General features: G+C 43.3%; 15 protein-coding genes and 2 tRNA genes. 1 reads left to right on the forward strand and 16 read right to left on the reverse strand.

Features of this window, described 5'->3' with window-relative positions; all coding sequences use genetic code 11:
- Positions 1–296: 296 nt before the first annotated feature.
- Positions 297–1,709: a hypothetical protein gene (locus T541_RS0115065; RefSeq protein ID WP_026653472.1), complete on the reverse strand. Its 1,413-nt coding sequence runs from the start codon at positions 1,707–1,709 to the stop codon at positions 297–299.
- A 313-nt stretch (positions 1,710–2,022) separates the two neighbouring features.
- Between T541_RS0115065 and T541_RS0115070 the strand changes: the two genes are divergently transcribed.
- Positions 2,023–2,095, forward strand: a tRNA-Thr gene (locus tag T541_RS0115070).
- 112 nt (positions 2,096–2,207) lie between these two features.
- On the opposite strand, the gene T541_RS0115075 is transcribed toward T541_RS0115070, so the two are convergent.
- The 15 genes from T541_RS0115075 to surE all read right to left on the reverse strand — a co-directional run bounded on the left by T541_RS0115075 (position 2,208) and on the right by surE (position 19,081).
- Positions 2,208–3,845, reverse strand: coding sequence for an ABC transporter substrate-binding protein (locus T541_RS0115075; RefSeq protein WP_026653473.1), 1,638 nt, complete (start codon positions 3,843–3,845; stop codon positions 2,208–2,210).
- A 70-nt stretch (positions 3,846–3,915) separates the two neighbouring features.
- Positions 3,916–4,824, reverse strand: coding sequence for a carbohydrate ABC transporter permease (locus tag T541_RS0115080; RefSeq protein ID WP_026653474.1), 909 nt, complete (start codon positions 4,822–4,824; stop codon positions 3,916–3,918).
- Between the two features lie 11 nt (positions 4,825–4,835).
- Positions 4,836–5,771: an ABC transporter permease gene (locus T541_RS0115085; RefSeq protein WP_026653475.1), complete on the reverse strand. Its 936-nt coding sequence runs from the start codon at positions 5,769–5,771 to the stop codon at positions 4,836–4,838.
- An 84-nt stretch (positions 5,772–5,855) separates the two neighbouring features.
- Entirely contained in the window at positions 5,856–6,608 is a 753-nt protein-coding gene (locus tag T541_RS0115090) for a response regulator transcription factor (RefSeq protein ID WP_026653476.1), read from the reverse strand.
- A gap of 1 nt (position 6,609) precedes the next feature.
- Positions 6,610–8,256, reverse strand: a complete 1,647-nt coding sequence (locus T541_RS0115095; RefSeq protein ID WP_026653477.1) for a sensor histidine kinase — start codon at positions 8,254–8,256, stop codon at positions 6,610–6,612.
- On the reverse strand, positions 8,235–8,789 hold the full coding sequence (locus T541_RS0115100) for a GNAT family N-acetyltransferase (protein ID WP_026653478.1): 555 nt from the start codon (positions 8,787–8,789) through the stop codon (positions 8,235–8,237). The genes T541_RS0115095 and T541_RS0115100 overlap by 22 nt, the downstream gene beginning before the upstream one ends.
- The gene (locus T541_RS0115105; RefSeq protein WP_026653479.1) at positions 8,779–10,206 is read right to left on the reverse strand and encodes a phosphoglucomutase/phosphomannomutase family protein; all 1,428 of its coding nucleotides are present in this window, start codon (positions 10,204–10,206) and stop codon (positions 8,779–8,781) included. The genes T541_RS0115100 and T541_RS0115105 overlap by 11 nt, the downstream gene beginning before the upstream one ends.
- A gap of 31 nt (positions 10,207–10,237) precedes the next feature.
- Positions 10,238–12,625, reverse strand: coding sequence for a GH36-type glycosyl hydrolase domain-containing protein (locus T541_RS0115110; protein ID WP_026653480.1), 2,388 nt, complete (start codon positions 12,623–12,625; stop codon positions 10,238–10,240).
- 142 nt (positions 12,626–12,767) lie between these two features.
- Positions 12,768–13,289: a DUF4364 family protein gene (locus tag T541_RS0115115; RefSeq protein ID WP_026653481.1), complete on the reverse strand. Its 522-nt coding sequence runs from the start codon at positions 13,287–13,289 to the stop codon at positions 12,768–12,770.
- Positions 13,290–13,318: 29 nt separating this feature from the next.
- Positions 13,319–14,473 carry an NAD(P)-dependent malic enzyme gene (locus T541_RS0115120; protein ID WP_026653482.1) on the reverse strand — a complete coding sequence of 385 codons (1,155 nt, stop codon included), beginning with the start codon at positions 14,471–14,473 and terminating at the stop codon, positions 13,319–13,321.
- 78 nt (positions 14,474–14,551) lie between these two features.
- Complete coding sequence (locus T541_RS0115125) at positions 14,552–16,357, reverse strand: DUF5722 domain-containing protein (RefSeq protein WP_026653483.1); 1,806 nt, start codon at positions 16,355–16,357, stop codon at positions 14,552–14,554.
- 26 nt (positions 16,358–16,383) lie between these two features.
- Entirely contained in the window at positions 16,384–17,715 is a 1,332-nt protein-coding gene (locus T541_RS0115130; RefSeq protein ID WP_026653484.1) for a replication-associated recombination protein A, read from the reverse strand.
- 118 nt (positions 17,716–17,833) lie between these two features.
- Positions 17,834–17,905: transfer RNA gene (locus T541_RS0115135), tRNA-Trp, on the reverse strand.
- Between the two features lie 91 nt (positions 17,906–17,996).
- Entirely contained in the window at positions 17,997–18,332 is a 336-nt protein-coding gene (locus T541_RS0115140; RefSeq protein WP_026653485.1) for a hypothetical protein, read from the reverse strand.
- A gap of 11 nt (positions 18,333–18,343) precedes the next feature.
- A complete protein-coding gene (surE, locus tag T541_RS0115145; protein ID WP_026653486.1) occupies positions 18,344–19,081 on the reverse strand; it encodes a 5'/3'-nucleotidase SurE in 738 nt (245 codons plus the stop codon).
- Between the last annotated feature and the right edge of the window lie 9 nt (positions 19,082–19,090).

Below are 19,090 nucleotides of genomic sequence, written 5' to 3' on the forward strand. Positions count from 1 at the left end.
AGAGGCAATACCTTAGTGACTATATCGAATGGAAGGGACTTACAGAAGACTTTGAATACTTTAAAGCTCATGCCCACAAGGCTCGTCTTGATGAGGATCTGCCATTTGAAAACTATGTTTTATAACTAAAGTAACCCGGGGAATGCTGCTATTGCGGTGTTCCCCATAACAAGAGACTTGGTGATGAACTTTTTCGGTAGCGTTGGTGGTAAACTTTTTCGATAGCGCTGCTGGTAAACTTATTCACCAGCGAAAAAGGATAAAATGGTAAAGTTTTTCGCTAGCGGGGTGGTAAACTAATTCGTTAGCGAGTGGTAAACTTTTTCATTGACGTTTACATTTCTACATACCACCAGCTCTACGTTTTCAGCTTTTTCATACAGATCATCTAAAACAAGGCACTCAAAATGTGTTCCATCCTGTAGCTCCACTGTCACATAGCTGCTAAGGGGATCATCATCCACTTTTTCCTTAGAAACAAAGGTGCAAGGCTCATGGATTGCAGGAGCGCTTCCATAGTAACAAAGTCCATAAACAGAAAAGGCTGCCCAAAATGCAAAAAAAGTCCAGACAGAGAAAAAGAAACCTCTGTTTCTCCAGCTCACTTTTGTTCTGATAGCACAAATAACTCCAAAAATCAAAGCAACTGCTGCCCAAATATATACAATAGTCTTAATTCCCTTTACTATGGGCATTCTGTAAAAATACATCAAAAGAAGGAACAGACAGCTTGTACCTATGACCACAGCTGGAATAGCTGACATATTGTAATGAGTCTGCACATATTCCTGCTTAGCGATTGAATCAGTAAGTTCTTTTGGCTTTACCCAGGATACAAATTTAGGAAGAATAAGTGGGTAAAGAACTAATGGCAATGGAGCAAATATAAGGACGAGCACAGAGCTCTTAATATCTATAACCCCATAGAACCTTAAAGCTATAACAACAATTTGCGAAAGCAAACAGATATATCCCACTATTTTCATGACCCTGACAGACTCAATAGCTCTGATTTCCTCAAGGTCATCATCCCATTCGCTGGCACTATCATAAGGCTCATCCTGAGCGCCCTTAAAACTCATGGTCCTCATAACGTCCTTTGCACCTTGATTGTTATTTACACCATGTCCAAAATTCAAGGGCTTACTCTCCCCAAATCCAACAACCCTTTGAACATAATCCTCTGCAGGGTGTGGTAAGAAACCATGCTTAACCTCATTTTTGTAGGTTACGTAAATGATATCCAGTCCATGCTTTATAACCATGGCAAACCTAATGTTCTCGGCAAAAACAACGTTAAAGTACACCATCACGCACATTACTGTAAAAATAAAAGGTCCGAATACTGGGTCTTCATCACCAAAGGACGCAAAGGCAATTGATATAAAGGCCTCAAATACAATAACCCATGTGAATATAACTATAAATATAATAAAGGCCGCTTTACTTGGAATATGGTATTCGCCACTTACATAGTCCAAAGCGCTCTTTGTTCTTCCAACGATGATCAGTCTTATGGACGCTGCTAAAAGAACTATGACAGTAAGGCTCGTCAATACAAAGCCATATACCGTGAAGGTGTCTGAAAGAATTGCACAGCCACAAAAGGCCATAATCAGCGTGATTATCGAATAGGTAATTCCCAGTCCAATACAAAACTTATTCTTACTTTTATATCTTTTATTAAACTCTTCCTCAGTAAAATGCATCTAAAAATAACTTCTCCCGAATATCTATATTTCTTTTTTCCTTACATGTCTCTTTTTCATGTTTTCTCTATTTTGTATTTTATATTCTACTATCTTTTGGGTAAAAAAGCTTATTTCATCCTTAAAAATTCTATCTTGAATACGTATCCACGCATCCCAATATTAATAAAACAGCAATCCGGGATGCATTTGAACAATGCAAGATCATTTTACTCATTTTTTTATTAGCTTTTTCTTCAAGCAACCAAATAACTTCTCATTGACACTCCCACACGCTATTGCTATAATATCCTTTGTGACTAATGAAGTCCAAGCTGTTGTAGCACAGTCGGTAGTGCGTCGCATTGGTAGTGCGGAGGTCACGGGTTCGATTCCCGTCAGCAGCTTTTTTAATTTGATAAAGGACAAAGAGCTAATAGCCCTTTGTCCTTTTTGTTTACCAGATTCAAATGCACTTATTCATATCGCTTTAATTCATAGCTCTTTTACCAGGTCTGATTACTGCCCTTTAGCTGCCATGAATGTCTCAAGCTGGCTGTTAGCATCCTCAAGGATAGCATCAATTCCATTGTCCTCAAGCTTCTTAAGGAACTCTGGAAGCTTCTCTTCAGGATCTACAGTACCGGTGCAAAGTGAAAGCATGTACTCATCAACAACGTTAGCAACTGCACCCATCTGTGATTCCATCTGTGAAGAATCATAAGCAAATCCAAGAATTGGGATCTCCTTAGCTTCGCCGTAGTATGCCTTAAATCCATCCCAGAAATCAAGTCCCTGAGCCTCTGTTGGAGGAAGGATTGTTACGTTACCAACACCGTTTGTCCAAGGCTGGTAATCTGCTCTCTTATCTGTAAATGTGATTGTGCCATCACTGTTCTTTGTATAGTGAACATCCTCAACACCATAGTTAAGAAGTGTCATAAGTGTAGGATCTGTGTTAAGGAGGTTAAGGAACATCATTGCTCTGTCAGGATTCTTGGAAGCTGTAGAAATAGCCATCATAGCACCCTGTGAAGATGTTGTATCAACATAAGCGTCTGTGCAAGGAACCATCTCTACGTGGATTCCTCTTTCCTGTGAAGCCTGAAGCTCATATCCAAGTGAATAGGACTGTGTTCCGATAAGGTACTCGCCTGAAAGCTGCTTAGCTGTTCTTGTATCGTTAGCCTGATTCTTGTTACCCATTGCTGGATCAATGAATCCCTCGAGGTAATACTTTCTTGTCTGCTCTACAAACTTCTTGAACTCATCAGTTGCGAACTTGTTAATGATCTTCTCGCCATAAGGTCCTGCCTTAGTAACGTCTGTAGGATCAATGTAGAAGGACATGAAGTTACCAGTTCCGCTATCACCAGTGATGATGATTGAGTTAGTTACCATTCTCTCTAGAACTGCACCCTCAATAAGAAGTGGATAGAAATCGTCGCCTTCGCCTTCTTTAACGGTCTTTAAGATTTCCTCAAATCCGTAGTAGTCAGTATTCTTGATGTCATCCAGTGTGTATCCGTATTTCTCCAAAAGATCTACGTTAACATCCCAGCAGTTCTGTGTAGCAATATCCTTATAACCAGGAACAGCGTAAACACCGTATCCGTCAGCACCATTTATGGTAGCACCGTTTATAAGAACCTCAGGTAAAAGATTCCACAGATCCTGTCCATACTTCTCGATCAGGTTGTTCTCAGGATTATCAAGTCTTACCCAGTAGCCATCTCTTGCAAACTTATTGTACTCATCTGCACTCCAGGAGCAGGTAAAGTAAATATCAATATCATCGCCGCCCTGAAGAGCCAGAACTGCGTTCTGATCGAAGTCACCCCAGGTTCCCCAGATAGGCTCAAGAGTAACATTGAGTTTTTCCTGAAGGTATGCATTAACTTCTTCCATTACCTTGCTGTCATCGGTAACATTGCTGCCGTGGAAATACATCTTAAGAGTAACAGGCTCAAGACTTGATGCATCCACAACCTCTGCGCCACCAGAAGCTTCCCCAGAAGTACTCTGCGCATTTTCTGTAGCACCAGCGCTATCACCACCCGTTGTATCGCCACCTGTTGAGCCGCCTGAAGCACCGCAGCCAAATGTAGCCAGCACCATAGAACATGATAACAATACTGCCAATAGTTTCTTCTTCATAGATTCCTCCTTTTTTAATTAAAACACTTTTCGTGTATCTTTAACATCATTAACTGATGCTATAGCTCTTTTATCCCTTAACGGATCCAATGGTAAGGCCTGAAACAATGTACCTCTGGAAGAATGGGTATGCGCAGGCGATAGGCACTATGATAAGTACGACCAGGGCCATTCTCAGGGAATCCGAAGGCAGGTCACTTACAATGTTGCTGGCCTCCGCTCCGATCATGGAGGAGTTCTTAACAAGGAAATCCACCTTGGTCTGCATCTGCATTAGCAGGTACTGCAGCGGATAGAACTTGGCATCCCTTATGTAGAGCATCGGGATGAACCACTCATTCCAGTAAGCAAGAGCTGATAAAAGACCTACCGTAGCTATTCCAGGCTTTGAAATCGGGATAATGATTCTGAACAGTGTGGTATATTCTCCCGAGCCATCGATTGATGCCGCATCTATAAGCTCCTCAGGAATTGAGCTCTGGAAGAAGGTTCTCATAACAATGATGTTGAAGGGATTAAGAAGCATCGGGACGATGACCGCTGCGTAGCTATCAGAAAGTCCCAGCACTGTCTTACACACAACGTAGGTAGGTGCCAGACCGCCTCCAAACAGCATTGTAAAGAATGCCCAGAAGGTGAAGAATTTCCTGAATTTAAAATCCTTCCTAAAAAGTGCGTATGAATAAAGAATTGTGATCAGCATCGTAAGGAAGGTTCCAACTATTGTGATAAAAAAACTGTTAAAATAGGACCTCCAAAGCTGGTCTCCCAGTCTCCACACATAGTTGTAGGCTTCCAGAGATGTGGACTTTGGAATAAAGGAATATCCAATAGCCCTTATGCTCTCCTGAGATGTAAAAGAGATTATGACCACAAATATAAAGGGTACGATGCACAGAAGGCAGAACAGTATAAGAATGATATGACAAATGATCTCTGCCGGAACAGATATAGAATTTATCCTTCTTTTCTTAGCCATTTCCCCTCCCATCAGAACAGTGCGCTGTCCTCATCTATCTTTTTTACCACTCTATTGGCGATCATAATGCAGACAAAACCTACCGCATTCTGCAAAAGGCCTCCGGCTGTAGACATTCCGATATTGTTGGTGGCCGTCAGAACCCTGTAAATATAGGTATCAATAACCTGTGTTGCAGAGAAAAGAGATCCCGAATTAAGTGGAACTGTATAAAACAGACCAAAGTCAGAATTAAAGATCTTACCCACATTCATAATAAGAAGAATGCAGATCATTGGTCGTAGGTTCGGTATGGTAACATAGAATACCTGCTGCCACTTGCTGGCTCCATCTATGGCTGCTGCCTCGTACTGGGAAGTATCTATTCCAGTAATGGCCGCAAGATAAAGAATTGAGGAATATCCTATATTCTTCCAAAGGTTACAGATTGTAAGAATAAAGGGCCAGTACTGCGGCGAGTTGTACCAGTCGATCTTTTCCAGTCCCTTTGATACCAGGAAGTGGTCCACCAGTCCCCTTGTAGGATCCAGGAAAGCCAGCAGGAAGTAACTTGCCACAACCCAGCTAAGGAAGTACGGGAAAAACATAAGAGTCTGATAGGTCTTAGCCACAAACTTGGTGGTAAGCTCGTTGAGCATGATAGCAAAGGCAACTGCAATGATCAGGCCCAGCACGATCCACAGCACGTTGTAGCCAATGGTATTCCTGATATAGACCCATGAATCTGTGGTAGCAAAAAGAAATTCGAAATTCTTAAGGCCCGCCCAGGACGAATGTATTAAGTTGTTCCAGAATGTTGGATTCTTGGGATAGACTTTATAGTTCTTAAAAGCAAGAACTATTCCCACCATAGGAAGATATCTTAAGAAGAAAAACCAAAGCGCTCCTGGCAAAACCATGCTTGTCAGAAGCAGTGTTTTCTTTAAGCTGGAACGTTTCTTAGACATTTGCAAACCCCCTTTTTGCTTATCTAAATATATTGTAGGATTTGCAAATTTCTAAGTCACGGCACCATCTTGTTCATTTTTGTATCATTTTGTGTGATTTCTATATTCGTTGGCAGATATGCCCTTTACCTTCTTAAACACCCTTGAAAAATGGGCCACATCCAAAAAGCCCACCTCCTCGGCCACGTCACTGATCCTCTTGGATGGATCCTGTAAAAGAGCTTCCGCCTTCTTGATTCTGACTGTGTTTAATATCTCGGAGAAGTTCTTACCCGTCTCCTTGTTAAGGAGCTTACTTAAATGCCACTGGCTCACATAAACCTTGTCCGCCACATCGGATAAAAGAATCTTCTCATTGTAGTGTTCTTCTAAATAATTAAGAGCGTTTCTCACAATAAAGTTATCTGCTGCCTTCTCCTCTGGCTCCTGTTCCTCCTCCAGGTCGTAGGGCATCCCCTTCTCCTTGTTGGATTTAGATACCATAAAAGAAATAGCCTCATCAATTTCCTCCATGTTGGAGGGCTTTAATAGGAATCTGCTGACACCCAGATTGAGAGCTCTTTTAGCATATTCAAAATCTCTAAAGCCAGTCAGAATCGCAATCTGCATATCGGAATACTCGGACTTTAGGCCTGCGATCATGGTAAGGCCGTCCATCTGTGGCATGCAGATATCAAGGAAAACAATGTCTGGATGATGTTTTTCGATGACTCTTTTACCATCCACACCATTTCCTGCTGTGTCCACAACCTCGCACCCGTACTTATTCCATTCAACGCTCTTAGATAACCCCTGCACAATAATGGGCTCATCGTCGATGATAACCACCTTTTTCATATTATTCCCCTTTGCTTATAGGCATAACCATCCTAAACTGCATCTTGTTTTCGCCATCTTTATTAACGCTAAGTCCGTAGTCCTCTCCAAAAATAAGCTCAATTCTCTTGTTGACATTGTAGATTCCAATAGAAGTGTGTGTCCCAGGCTCTCCCCTGTTAAGCTTCATTTCGCCGCTTATTATCTTCCTGATTCTGTCCACCTCTTCATCAGAAACCTCTTTTCCCGTGTTTATAACGTCGATGATAAGATCATCCTTCTCTTCAAAGATGTTGAGCCACACCGTACCCCTGCTAATACTTTCAACACCGTGCTTTATGGCGTTTTCAAGGATAGGCTGTAATATCAGCTGCGGCACGTAGGTTCCAAGGGTGGAGCTATCTATGATCTTCTCAACCTTAAGCCTTTCTCCGAACCTCATACTCATGATATATAGGAAGGCATCTCCGCACCTGAGTTCATCCGCCAGTCTCACCAGCTTGTCATTGTCCCTGTTAATACCAGAATCCAGCACCGTTCCCAGGGCCTCGATCATCTTACTGGTCTCCATATCTCCTGCCATTCTGGCCTGCCAGTTCATCATCTCCAACGTGTTATTAAGGAAATGGGGATTGATCTGGGCCTGGAGAGCCGCAATCTGAGCATCCTTGGTCATCATCCTCTGGGTATACTCAGTGTTCTTCTTCATGTAATAGTACGAAAGCAGCATGATCGGCATCATACCTATGATGGTGATAAACACGATTATATTGATCCTGGAGATTTCGAAGTACAGGTCCTTTACGTTCTCCAGGTAAAAGAGCTGCATCTCGTAGTTTCTTCCAGTGGCCGCGTATCTGCAGCCATCATAATAATTGCCGTTAAGAAGTATGTAGTAGAACTTCCCTCTGTACACGTCATTTCCCGCCATCAGATAATCCAGCACGTTCTTTTTATTACCCTTTAGCTCTTCCTCTGTGTTCTGGTAGGATATTAGCTCTTTTTCCTGGTTAAAAGAAATATATACTTCATTGGCAGGTCCCACCGGAATATCAGCAAGGAGCTTGTCCACATCAAGACCCGCTACGATTGTGGCGTAGCGCCTGTCGTAGGTTGTGTAAAAGAGATTCTGTACAAGATAGATCTTGTTGTCTGTCACCACTATCCTAGTCATTTTCTCTTTTTTATCCAGATCTTCAAGGACGATGGGCTCCACTTCTCCCACATAAGTTTCATATTCGTAGCCATTTTTACCAATATAAGCGCTGGGGGAGGTGTCATCCTCCACATACAGTGCAACGCAGGAAAACTGGCCATCCATGTAGAACTTCCTATTTAATTCTGATCTGGCCCAGACAATAAAGTTGTCCCTTCTTGACTTTCTCTCCCACTCACCACCGGTGGACACCTTGTAGAGCTTACTTATGGCATCGTCGATCTTACTCTTAACAAGAACTCCAGACACCTTGGCCTGGCCCGCCATTTCTCTTTCCGTTCTGTTGGCATAGGCCTGCTGGTACTGTATGAAGATAAATGCAGAAAGAACTATGATGGGAATTATCCAGGAAGCCATAAAAATAAGAAAAAGAGAGCGCTGCAAGGAGGATAAGCCCAGCTTATCCCCAAACAGTTCTCTCTTTATTTTACTTAGTCCCCAATGCTTTCCCATTTACCCTCTTTATTCCATCTAAGGATAGTTCTGTATCCCAGCTTGGAATACCAGGAAGCAACGCCTGTATAGTGTACATAGCTTATGTCGTAGGACAGATCCTTAAGAATGCAGGTGGCCTTGTCGATCATCTTAAGGCCAATGCCTTTTTTCCTGAAGTCTGGTATCGTCCCAACGCATCCCGGTCCCCCAACCTTGTAAGATATTCCACCTTCTTCATAAATCCCCATATCTTCAATCAGACAAAAGCTGACAACCTCTCCTTTATAAAAGCCGCAGTAGATTCTGTCGGAGGGTTTGTATATGTCAGCCCAGGACTCATCTACCTTTCTAACTGCCGTCAGGAAGGCATCAAAGTCCCCTTTGTAATAATCATACTCTATATTTTCAGGGTTGTATAATTTTTTATTCTCCTCATAATCCTTAAGGAAAAGAACCATCTCATCGTAGTCCTGACCACTTGAAATTTGGGACAGATGCTCTGGTTCTAAGAATCCGGGATGGAGAGTATCAAACATTCTTTTATTGTTCATTTTTCAGATCTAAAAACTCCTCATACAATTTGCAAAGCTTCTTGGCATCTTCTGTGTCCGGCATCTCCGAATAGATCCTTAGAAGTGGCTCTGTGCCTGAGAATCTTGCGATGATCCAGCCGCCATTCTTAAAGTATACCTTGCTGCCATCAAGATAGCTGACCTTTTCAACCTCATATGGAAGCTCAGGAAGCTCCTTCTTAACCAGAAGTCTATCCATAATCTCTTCCTTCTTTTTCTGGGTGAAATGGTAGTCGTTTTCTTCCATGGCAATCCTGCCATACTGCTGTTCAAGGTCTTCTATGATCTCAGACATCTTCTTACCTGTGACCGCCAGCATCTCCACCAGGAGCATAGCTGCGTACACGCCGTCCTTACCCTTTATATGGCCCCTTACGGTAAGACCTCCGGAGGACTCGCCTCCGATAACTGCGTCAGTCTCATTCATCTTGGCAGATATATGCTTAAAGCCCACAGGAACTTCATAGCACTTTTCACCGTATTTCTCAGCCATTCTGTCAAGAACATGGGTTGTACAGATATTCCTTACTACCGGGCCCTTCCAGCCCTTGAATTCCTCAAGATAGTAATACAAAAGAGCCATGATCTCATTTGGGTGAAGGAATCTGCCCTTATCATCAATTATACCAATTCTGTCCGCATCTCCATCTGTGGCAATTCCAAGGTCATAGTGTCCATCCACCACCACGTTCTGAAGCTGATGAAGTGTAGCTGCATTAGGTGCAGGGAGCTTACCTCCAAAGAGAGTATCATGCCTGTCATGGATGGTCTCAACTTCGCATCTTGCAGTCTGAAGGGTAATCCTAAGGGAGGTCTCACTTACACCGTACATTGGGTCTAGCACCACTCTAAGGCCTCTTTCCTTAATTGCATCCATGTTTATTCTTTCGATTATGTTGTCGATGTATTCATTAAGTGGATATATCTCATTGATAAGGCCCTTGTCTCTGGCATCAGCATATTCAAGGCTCTCCACTGGGCCCAGCTCCTCCATCTTCTGGATATACTTCTCTATCTGGGCTGTCTGTATCTCATCCGCATCTCTTCCTCCAGCTGTAAATACCTTTATTCCATTATAAAGAGCTGGATTGTGACTGGCAGTTACCATCATACCATAAGCCAGTTCATGCTTCATAACATAGAACATTACCACAGGAGTTGGAACGGATTTGTTGATAAGATATGCTTTTATCCCCTCTTTAGCAAATACAACCGCAGACCACTGCATAGCTTCCTTGGACAAGAATCGTCTATCATAGCCAATGACAATCCCCTTACCAGCCACGCCCTCATCCTTCATCTTATAGGCCATGGCCTTTGCCAGAAGCTGAATGTTGCTTTTGATAAACTCATCGCCGATTATGGCTCTCCATCCGCCTGTGCCAAATTTGATCATTTCTCTTCCTCCTAAAGAATATGCTCTTTCTTTACCCCATAACTACCTTAACCTGATGGCTTGTCCCCTTTTCACAGACAGGGATTCTATCCACAACTGCGCCATCAAATGTTAGCTCTTTTACCCCCTTCTGAACATGGGAAGGGTTGGTAACCTCTATTACATACTCTGCACCACGCCATGTTCTTGTGACCTTAAAGCCATCCCAGGAATCCGGTATGCAGGGATCTATCTCAAGCCTGTCATAGGAAGGCCTGATGCCCAGGATATATCTTGTGGCGGAAAAATATGCCCAGCCCCCAGAACCTGTCATGAATGGGTGCCTTGCTCTTCCAAACTGCTTGTGGGAAGGTCCCATAATGAACTGGCAGTAGGAATAGGGCTCTGCTTCTCTTGTTTCTATCTTGTCGTTCTGATAATAAGGACAAAGGGCGTCGTAGAACTTCATGGCTGTGTTCCCATTTCCAAGTACGCACTCTGCTGCCCAGGCCCATGGATTTGGATGTGAAAAGACAGATGAATTTTCCTTAAGTCCTGGGAAAACCTTGGTAATAAAGCCAATTGACGGATCTATCTTGGTGTAAGGTGGTGTATTAAGTAGGATTCCCCACTTTGTAAAAAGATATTTATCCACAGCCTCCATGGCTTTTTGAGCCTTTTGTCCACAGGCTGCTCCGGATAATACCGCCCAGGCATTGGATTCAAGATGAACTCTTCCCTCTTCATCCTTGTTGGTGCCGATCTTCTTGCCGTTCTTGGTGATTCCACGGATGAACCACTCTTCGTCCCAAAGGACTTCGTCGCAAACCTTGGAAACCTTTGCTGCCACTGCCTTATAGTGCTCTGCATCCGCTTCTCTTCCAAGAATCTGTGCCAGCTCTATAAAATTACTAATAGCCCAGTAGTGAAGGAAGCTAACCATAGCACTTTCGCCGCCTCCAAGATTAAGGCAGTCATTCCAGTCTGCTCTAAGGCCCTTGCACACGCCGTTTTGACCCACCTCTTTCTCAGAGAAATCAAGGATCCTTGTCATATGCTCATAGACTGTTCCTTCCTTGCCATCTGCGTAAGGAACTTTTTTACCAGCAAAATCAAGGTCTCCTGTCTCTTTAATGTACTCAGTTATAGAAGGAACGAGCCACAGCGCGTCATCTGCGCAGGCATCCTCCCTTGAATGAATCCTGTCCTTTTCAGATACAGGAATAACAGTTGGAGACTTAAAGCCATCTGACTCCTTCTCTTCTTCAAACCAGGCCGGGTCAAAAAGATGTAGTCCGTAGCCTTCAGAAACAAGGCCATTTAATAGCTGCATTATTCTCTCTTTGCACTTCTCAGGATTGGAATGAGGAATTGTCATGGCATCCTGGGCTGTATCCCTGTAGCCAAGACCTGTTCTTCCGCCCAGCTCTATAAAGGAAGCAAACCTTGAGAACATGACATTGATCTCAGACTGGTACAAAGTCCAGGTATTGATCATAGTGTTCATGCCTTCGCTTGGTGTATCTATCACAAGCTTATTTAGCTTTTTATCCCAATAGGACCTAAGCTCTTCGTAGGCCTTATCCACATTTGAAGGATCACTGTACTTTTCTCTTACACGCTTTCCTTCTTTCCTGTCTCCCTCACCCAGCATGAAAATGAATCGCACTTCTTCTCCTGGTGACAGGGTAAAGTTCTTTTGCAGACTTCCACAGTGATTTCCGCCCTTCTGCTCTGAGGATGAGCAGCATCCCTTTTCCACTGCCACAGGGTTATCCTCTGTGTGATACATGCCAAGGAAGATATCTCTCTCACAGTCGTATCCATCAGGATCAAAGTTTGCTGTAAAGAACTGGAATCCGTCTGGCTCGTAGTGAAGGTCCTCCTCGATTATTCCATCTTCATAGGAAGAGCCTGCACAATAAAGGCTCATCTGGAAATTCTGATTATCTACAGCTATTGAATGGAATGAAAACTCAAGATATGAAAAGATACTTAGATTCCTTGGAATGTCTTTTGTATTCTTAACTCTCACATCCCAAAGAAGGACATTTTCCGAAAGTGGAACAGACATTTTCTGTGAACATTTAAGCCCATCATACTCGCATTCGTATACGGTGTATGAAAGACCATGTCTACAGGTGTATTTAGCTTTATCAAGTGCCTTGGCAACTGGCTGCCAAGATATAGTGAAATAATCGGAAGAATCAGCATCCCTTAGATAGACATAGTATCCAGGTCTGTCCATGGGTATGCTGTTTCCGTGAAATCTGCTGATTCTGTGATATTCAGGGCTTTCATAGAATGAATAGCCGCCAGCAGTATGATTTATGACTGTGGCAAATTTTTCAACTCCAAGATAATTTGTCCAGGATGTTGGCAGGTCGATCCTGTCAATTACGTATTCCCTATTAGCGTTATCAAAATACCCATACTTCATGCCACATTCCTCCCCAATAATTCCTTATATAAATTATTCTAGGAGTTAGGCATTAAATTATAAATGTATGTATTTGGTAATTTATGTTTATTCTTGGTGCATCTACATCTGGTAGAGATACCTGCGATGGATAAGGGCAGAATTACTCGGACATAAGCTGTGATACCAGATACTGGTAGATCTCCAGGTTCTTTTCCTTCCAGTTGTCGCAGACGCTCTGGGCAATCTCCTCTGTAGGAACAGAGAGACTGATCTCCACAAGGCTCTTACCATTTTCCTTGGCATAAAGATTAGCTGTGTAATCGCTCTCTCCAGCCTTCTTGTAATCAGCCATGATGGCGCCTTCATTTCGAAGTCTCATGCTGTTGGTCTTAAGGTACTCATCTATCTGCTGTTTAATGGCAGGGTTGAGCCTGTTACCAAAAAAGCCAAGAGCCTCCTCACCCTGTTCTGTAATCTCAAGATATGTTCTGTTGGCAACAGTCTTCTCAATAACAAGTTCAGACTGGGCCAGCTCACTGAACACCTCCTGAAGAGTAAGGAAGGTAGTATATTCTTTTTCCAAAATAAAATCATATATCTGTGACTTGCTAAGAGGCACATCGCACCTCTTAAGCATGTACAGAATTATCATCTTATATAATGCTAAATACTTTGAACTCACTAACTAATTCCTCTGATTAAAAAATATAGTTACTGTCTGATATGATCCTTAACTGCTGCAGAGATAACATCAGCAACGCGTGGATCAAAGGCTGCTGGAAGGATGTTCTCATCGTTAAGCTCATCATCACTTACAAGTCCTGCAAGAGCTGTAGCTGCAGCAAGCTTCATTTCCTCAGTGATCTGCTTAGCGCCGCCTTCAAGAGCTCCTCGGAAGATTCCAGGGAATACAAGCACGTTGTTAACCTGGTTAGGGAAGTCACTTCTTCCTGTTCCGATAACTCTTACGCCAGCTTCCTTGGCAAGATCAGGCATAATCTCTGGTACAGGGTTGGCCATAGCAAACATGATGGCGTCCTTATTCATGGCTGCTGCCATTTCCTTAGTTACAATTCCAGGAGCAGAAACACCAACGAAGATATCAGCTCCCTTAAGAGCATCTGCTAAGGTTCCTGTCTCACCAGCCTTATTGGTAACGTCCATCATCTTAGCCTGCATCCAGTTAAGATCTGCTGATGCCTTGCTGAGAATTCCATACTTATCACACATAATAACGTTCTCAAAGCCGTAGCTAAGAAGGAGCTTGGTAATGGCAATTCCAGCACTTCCGGCGCCATTAACAACTACGCGGCAGTCTTCTTTTCTTTTGCCTACTACCTTAAGACCATTGATAACACCTGCAAGAACAACGATGGCTGTTCCGTGCTGATCATCGTGGAATACTGGAATATCAAGCTTCTCCTTAAGTCTTTCCTCGATCTCGAAGCATCTTGGTGCTGAGATATCCTCAAGGTTGATTCCACCAAAGCCAGGAGCAAGATAGGTTACAGCCTTGATGATCTCCTCTGTATCCTGAGTATCCAGGCAGATAGGAACTGCATTAACTCCGCCGAACTCTTTGAAAAGAACTGCCTTACCTTCCATAACAGGCATGGCTGCGTATGGTCCAATGTTACCAAGGCCAAGAACAGCGCTGCCATCTGAGACAACCGCAATGGTGTTTGATTTAATAGTGTATTTATAAGCAAGGCTCTTATCCTCTGCTATCAGCTTACAAGGCTCAGCAACACCTGGTGTATAGGCTATTGCAAGATCCTCTTTGGATTTAACCTGTGCCTTGGATACGGTCTCTAATTTACCGCCCCACTCTTCGTGCATCTGTAATGCTTTCTCTGCAGTTGTCATAATATTCTCCTCCTAGAACACTTTGCTACTTGTATATATCAGATAATTAAATCTGGGATATTTGTATCAGTAATCCACCTAGAACGTCTTACCCACAATGTCATAAGCAAATGCTATAACCTCACTTCGCTTATCGGTATCTATATATTTGAACACGTTCCATATGTACTTGTGGTTACCACCTGTAGTCTGAAGTCCCAGGGCAAGCCCCAGAGCCGCTATCTCATCGCCTGCATCCGTCTGTCTCGAGAACATAAGAGCATCGATGTAACCGTTCTTTTCCATCTTGACGTAGGCGTAGGCAAAAGCCGCTGCCTGAAGGGTCTCACCTGAAGTAGAAGAATATCCGATCTCACTAAGTATGATTGATCTCACATTGCCTGATGTATCACGCATGAAATCCTGCTGCATGTAGTTGGTGAGAACTTCAATGTTCTCCATGGTGATAACAGGAGATGTTGAAGTGTGATTAACATACTTGGAGTCCTTCCAAAAGGCTGTGTTGCCGTTTGGATATGAATAAGGGTGAGCTGCCAGTCCCCAGTCGATATTGCCGTACTCATTGATCTGAGTGGCAAAGATATCAAGGACATCCTTGGCGTCGTAGTCACCTGTCTTTTCATTGTTGATGGTCCAACGCTGATCTATAGGGATATAAACCTTAGCGCTGCTATTCTGACTCTTAATTGCGTTATAGAACACTCTGAAGGCTCTGGTAAAAGCAGTTGTGTAGGTGGTAACGTCAGTGTAGGTCATGTAGTTATACTCTTTTCTTGCATTGACCTCATTGGCGATGATCCACATACTTACGTTACCGTGGCCAGATCCTGAATATCTGTTGGCCAAAAAGCTTCCTACAGCAGCAAGGGCCTTAACTCCGCCGTCACTTGTTGCATTGAACATGTAGTAAGGAGCTGTTGATCCGCTTCTGGCACTTGGATGAGTGAACTCCGGATAAGTTGAAGGGCTGGCGTTATTAAGAATAATGGCTGCCACATCAATTCCCATAGAATTAAGCCTCTTAAAGAGGTTGTCATAGTCATTCATGATCTGGGCATTGAAATGGTATGTAACTCCGCCGTATGTATAAGATATTCCACCTGAAGGCACAAGAATGTGTGCAAGAGGAATATTGTAAGTCGCATAGTTAACGCCAAGTTCCTGAAGTTCGCCAATACGAAGTGGATCAGGAAGGATTCCCTTAATGGAATCATGAGGCATACCGCCGTAGCTGTAGCCTGCGCAGCCTCCCGGATTAGTGATGTACTGGGCATGGCTTATAGCCACATACTGTCCATCAAGCTTAACTCCAACTGCAAACTTGGAAAAGAGCCTTGTATCTGCTGCTCCCTTATTGAGAGCCACCTTAAAGGATGTGTCCTCGCTCTTATAAACCTTGGCTATAGGCTCAGACTCTTCTGTGAGTCCGTCCTCATAAATAGCCTCTTCGAAAAGATAATAGTACTTATCGTCACTGGATGGGATCCCCTCGGATGTGACAGAAACCACAACATTGGAGGAATCCTCGATAAGGCAGCTGGCGATTGTGGCAAAGGTTGACTGATTCTCAGCTGTCATATCAACTGTGGCAGGTCTCTCCTTAAGGGAATCGGTAACTGTCTTACCTGCCTTAACGATGTTGCCAACCACATTGTCATTGATATACTCAGAAATCTGTGTGTTAGTGGCAGTTGTCTCAGCTGAAGACTCAAATATGGCTGCCTGCTGACTTGAGCCATCATTCCTGCCTGTAATAAGCATCCATACTCCCAACACGATAACAAAAACAAGCGCACTTGCTGCGGCTATTCCTGTCAGGACTACTGTTCTTTTGTTCTGGCGGGCTTTCTTCCCGGTATGCATCTTACGCTTCTTCTTGGTCATTGGGGTACTGTACTCCTAATCTATAATTATTGGTCCTTTGAAGACTCTTTTAACTTCTTCATGTGATCCTTAATCTTGAGTTCATATCCGTTTCCAGATGGATTATAGAACTCCTTGCCATTAAGCTCGTATGGCAGATACTGCTGCTTGACATAGTTGTTGGGATAATCGTGAGCATACTTGTATCCGATGCCATGTCCAAGCTTGTGTGCTGACTTGTAGTGAGCATCCTGAAGATGTGGCGGAATAGGAAGATTGCCTGTCTCCCTCACCGTAGCCATAGCATCATCAATTGCACAAATAGCAGCGTTACTCTTAGGTGCCGAAGCAATGTAGCTGGCTGCCTGGGCCAATGTGATTCGGGCTTCTGGCATTCCAAGCCTTTCAACTGCAAGAGATGCAGCAACAGCAACCTGAAGAGCCTGTGGATCTGCGTTACCTACGTCCTCGGAGGCACAAACCATCATGCGTCTAACTATGAATTTGGGGTCCTCACCAGCATTGAGCATTCTGGCCAGATAATAAACCGCAGCATCCGGATCAGAACCTCTCATACTCTTGATGAAGGCTGAGATGGTGTCGTAGTGATTGTCACCATCCTTGTCATATCGCGCAACCTTCTTCTGAATGCACTCCTCTGCCACCTCTTTGGTGATGTGGATAAGTCCATCCTCGCTGCGCTCCGTTGTCATTATTCCGAGTTCAATAGCATTGAGAGCATGTCTTGCATCTCCATCAGCCAGGTCCGCAAGGAACTCCTCTGCATCAGGCTCAAGGACTGCCTTATAGGCGCCCATGCCTCTCTCACTGTCAGTTACAGCTCTTTGTAAAAGAACTTTGATATCCTCCGAAGTCAGTGGCTTAAGCTCAAATATGACGGATCTGGAGATCAAAGCTCCGTTAACCTCAAAATAAGGGTTCTCTGTGGTGGCACCCACCAGTATCACAGTGCCATCCTCAACAAATGGAAGCAGATAATCCTGCTGTCCCTTGTTAAATCTATGTATCTCATCGATGAAAAGAATGGTCTTCTTACCATACATGCCAAGGTTGTCCTTGGCCTTTTTGACCACTTCTTCCATGTCCTTCTTACCAGCGATTGTGGCATTTATCTGGGTAAATTCTGCCTTGGTGGAATTAGCAATAACTCTGGCAAGAGTGGTCTTACCAGTTCCAGGCGGGCCATAGAGAATTATGGAGCTAAGCTTATCCGCCTTTATTGCACGATAAAGAAGCTTGTCTTTAGCAATTATATGCTGCTGCCCAACCACCTCTTCAAGGGTTCTGGGGCGCATTCTTGCTGCAAGCGGAGACTCTTTTTCCTTATTGTTTTCTCTCATATACTCAAATAAATCCATACCCTGCTATTTTACTATTTTGGGGGATAAAATGGAAGTGGAAACTGATGGTAAAAAGACAAAAACAAAAAAGACTGGTAATCCAGAAACCATCTGAATTGCAGTCTTCTTGTTAAAACAGGGGAAGCAGGATTCGAACCCGCATGAGCGGTTTTGGAGACCGGCATACTAGCCATTGTATGATTCCCCTATTCAGTTATGTTGGCTCTTCTAAGAGCACCAACGAAGGAAATTATAGCATAGTGATTTAGTGTTGTAAAGTAGTATTTTACCCCAAAACTTTATTTTCCTTCCAGGTCTGCAACCCTTACCGGTTCGCCGTTTAGAAGTATATAACCTTTAGGTAATTGTGATGCATCAGCCATAGATTTATACTTGCGAGTCTCATGAACATGAGGCTGAGCACCAGCGGTATTATAAGGGGTTTTTCTGTTATATGTGTCATGATAACCAGGTTCTCTATGAGTATGTGGCATAGAAGAAGGATTATTAACTACAGTTCTTCCGCCGCTCACATTTCTGTTTGCATTATTTTTTCCTTTAACCAATCTGAGAATAATAAACCCAAAAATAACAACGTAAACCAAAAAAGATGATAAAGATTCAATGTTGATCATAGCCATCCTCCTTATACAGAAAACGTAGTATCTACCCCAATATTACTAACGACTCCAACAGAAATATATTTGTTAAAAACAGCCTCATAGTCAGTTCCCGGTATAACGTTATTCACCAGAACTCCTGAAACCTCGAATTTCATGCCGCCATTTTCCATTTCCTCCACCTTGGTATAGGTGTCCTCATGGAAATATTCTCTAGCGACGGTCACTCCAGTCTTAAATCCCTTGATCTCAGACAAGTCGCCGTCTGGAACATTCACATTAATAATATAACCCTTTGGAACCTCCATATCTATAGTTTTGGCAATAATCTCATCAAGATATGCATCAGTCACAACATTAGCATCAAACATACCCTCAGAAACGGCAACAGCGTGGCATCCAAGGTAATCTGCTTCAAAGGCCGCACCAACTGTGGCTGAATACTGGATGTCAGTTCCCACATTGTAGCCATGGTTAATGCCAGAGAACACCACGTCAGGCTTTTCTGGTAAAAGAGCTAAGCACCCAAGCCTTACACAGTCTGCTGGCTGACCATCACAGGTATAAGCTGTTACGCCCTCCACAGGAAAGTCATAGGGCTCCACGGCTATTGGTCTTCTAAAAACGATACTGTGGGAAGCTGCACTTCTCTCCTTTTCCGGTGCTATCACATACACTTTGCCGTATTTGGTCAAAGCCTTTGCAAGCCTCTGTATTCCATTTGCGCCTATTCCGTCATCATTAACTACTAATATTGTCCTCATGCGCTGTAG

The sequence above is a fragment of the Butyrivibrio proteoclasticus P6B7 genome (assembly GCF_000622085.1).
Lineage (GTDB): Bacteria > Bacillota > Clostridia > Lachnospirales > Lachnospiraceae > Butyrivibrio > Butyrivibrio proteoclasticus_A.